Origin of the sequence: Jiangella anatolica (assembly GCF_003236295.1) — a bacterium.
Taxonomy (GTDB): Bacteria; Actinomycetota; Actinomycetes; order Jiangellales; family Jiangellaceae; genus Jiangella; species Jiangella anatolica.
In genome coordinates this window covers 1-2385 of record NZ_POTW01000186.1, presented here as the reverse complement: position 1 = coordinate 2385, position 2385 = coordinate 1, and the positions used below count along the sequence as shown (strand labels likewise).

Sequence of the window (2385 nt, the reverse complement as noted above, 5' to 3'; positions counted from 1 at the left end):
CGCCTCGTCGCCGGCCGGCAGCCCCTTCCCGCCCGACGGCCCCGTCAGCGAGGCGGGGTGCGTCATGCCCAACCGCCCTGGCTGGAGCGGGTCCGGCGCAGCAGCCAGAAGAACAGCGGCCCGCCGACCAACGCCGTCAGCATGCCGAGCGGCAGGTCCGCGTACCGGATGGCGGTCCGCGCGACCAGGTCCGCCGACACCAGCAGCAGCGCACCGCCCAGCGCGCTCGCCGGCAGCAGCACCCGGTGCCCCGGTCCGGCGATCATCCGGATCAGATGCGGCACCACCAGCCCGACGAACCCGATGACGCCGGCGAAGGCGACCCCCGAGCCGACCAGCATGGCGACCGCGGCGATGGCCACGAGACGAAGGCGCTCGACGTGGACGCCGAGGTGGCGGGCGGACCGCTCGCCCAGCGCGAGCAGGTCCAGCGACCGTGCCATCGCCGCCGCCAGCACCAACCCCACCACGACGAACGGCAGCACCGCGACGACCGCCTGCCAGCGCGCGCCGTTGAGGCTGCCCAGCTGCCAGAACACGATCTGCTCACGCGCCTCCGGCGTCGCGATGAACGTCGCGAACGCCACGATCGCGAACGCCACCGCCGTGACTGCCACCCCGGTGAGCACCAGCGTGATGACCTCCGTCCGGCCGCCGGACCGGGACAGCGCGTAGACGAGCAGCGTCGTCACCAGGCCGGTCGCGAACGCGGCCACGGCGACCGTCCACTCGCCGAGGAAGTTCGCCCCGGTGACGAACACCAGACTGGCCCCGACCGCCGCGCCGGGGGAGACGCCGACGATGGCGGGCTCGGCCAGCGGGTTGCCGAACACGCCCTGCATCAGCGCGCCCGCCGTCGCCAGCGCGGCGCCGACCAGCAGCGCCAGCACGACCCGCGGGAAGCGGACCAGCCACAGTGTGTTCTCACCCTGCACATGCTCCGGCCGCGGGCCGACGTCCAGCGGCAGGTCCGCCGACCAGCCGATCGACCGGAGCACCCACTCCAGATTCGCGTCCAGCCGGTGCATGATCGACCCGACGACCTCCGATGGCGGAATCGCCAACTGCCCGCGTCCGGCCGACACGATCGTCACGACGACCAGCGCGACCGACAGCCCGCCGATCAGCAGCCCGCCCCGGCTCCGCCGCCAGCGACCGCCCGGAGCGGCGACCGCGACGTCGGCCGCAGGCGCCTCCGAGACCGTCGCCGTCATGGCTCGTAGACGGCGTGAGCGAGCGCCTCGATGGTGCGGCCGGTGCGCGGCCCGAAGCTGAGCAGCACGGAGTCGGCCATGTCGACGACGCGGAGCTTCTCGCCGGCGGGGGTCTGCGCGACCCCGGGCAGCCGGAGCATGCCGTCGACGCCGCCGATGGACTCCAGGCCCTTCGTCATCATGATGATGACGTCGGGTGCGGCCTCGATCAGCGCCTCGGAGGTGATCTGCGTGAACGGCCGGTCCAGCCCGATGTCGGTGCCGACGTCGATGGCCCCGATGGAACGGATCATCGCGTCCGCGCCGGATCCCGGCCCGGCCAGCAGCTGCACCATGCCACCGCGGGTGTAGAGGAACGCGATCCGCAGCGGATCGGCGCCCGACGGCGCCAGTGCCAGCGCGGACGCGATCTCCCCGGACGTCCGCTCGACCAGCTCCTCGCCGGCCTGGGGAACGCCGAGCGCGCCGGCGACGGCGCGGATCTGGCTCGGGATCCGGTCGAGGTCGCGGGCGTCGTCGAAGAAGATCACCGGGATGCCGGCGTCGCGCAGCTGCTGCTGCACCTCGGGCGGGCCGACGCTGGCGTCGGTGAGCACGACGGTCGGGTCCAGCTCGAGGATCGCCTCGGCGTTCATGTCGTGCCCGCCGGGGGTGACCAGCGGCAGGTCGGCGGCCTGCGGGAAGCCGGTGGACGCGTCGCGGCCGACGACGTGGTCGCCCAGGCCGAGGCTGAACACGATCTCGGCCAGCGTGCCGTAGAGGTCGACGGCGAGGATGCGACTGGTGTCGTCGACGACGACGGTCTCGCCGTCGCAGGACTCGACGGTGACGGGGAGCGCGGGCGTGACGTCGTCGGCGACCGGGGTGACGGTCTGGTCGACGACCGCGGTGGACGGGCCGAGGAGGGCGCGCGGGTCGCCGTCCGCACCCGATGCGGTGGGCGAGGGACGGGCCGGCAACGGCTCACCGTCCGCGTCGACGGTCACCCCGAATCCGGACACCGGCTCCTGACAAGCCTTTACGGGATCGGCTGGAACCTCTCCTGGGGTGCTCTGAGAAGACAGCCGGGCATCCGTCGGCTGATCCGCCGCGTCCTCCGGCGCCACACAAGCCGCCGCCACCACGAGCAGCCCGGCTGCGACGACGACCGAGCGCCCCCGCCGCCCGAACG

2 protein-coding genes are annotated in these 2385 nt (G+C 73.7%); both read right to left on the bottom strand.

What is annotated here, in order from left to right; genetic code table 11:
• Positions 1-62 precede the first annotated feature (62 nt).
• Complete coding sequence (locus C1I92_RS32860) at positions 63-1214, bottom strand: FecCD family ABC transporter permease (protein WP_111258824.1); 1152 nt, start codon at positions 1212-1214, stop codon at positions 63-65.
• A complete protein-coding gene (locus C1I92_RS32855; RefSeq protein WP_199521839.1) occupies positions 1211-2200 on the bottom strand; it encodes a heme/hemin ABC transporter substrate-binding protein in 990 nt (329 codons plus the stop codon). Before C1I92_RS32855 ends, C1I92_RS32860 begins: the two co-directional genes overlap by 4 nt.
• Between the last annotated feature and the right edge of the window lie 185 nt (positions 2201-2385).

Coding starts and splice junctions, on each gene's coding strand:
- C1I92_RS32860 (WP_111258824.1), bottom strand. CDS start 1,214: ATGACGGCGACGGTCTCGGAGGCGCCTGCGGCCGACGTCGCGGTCGCC.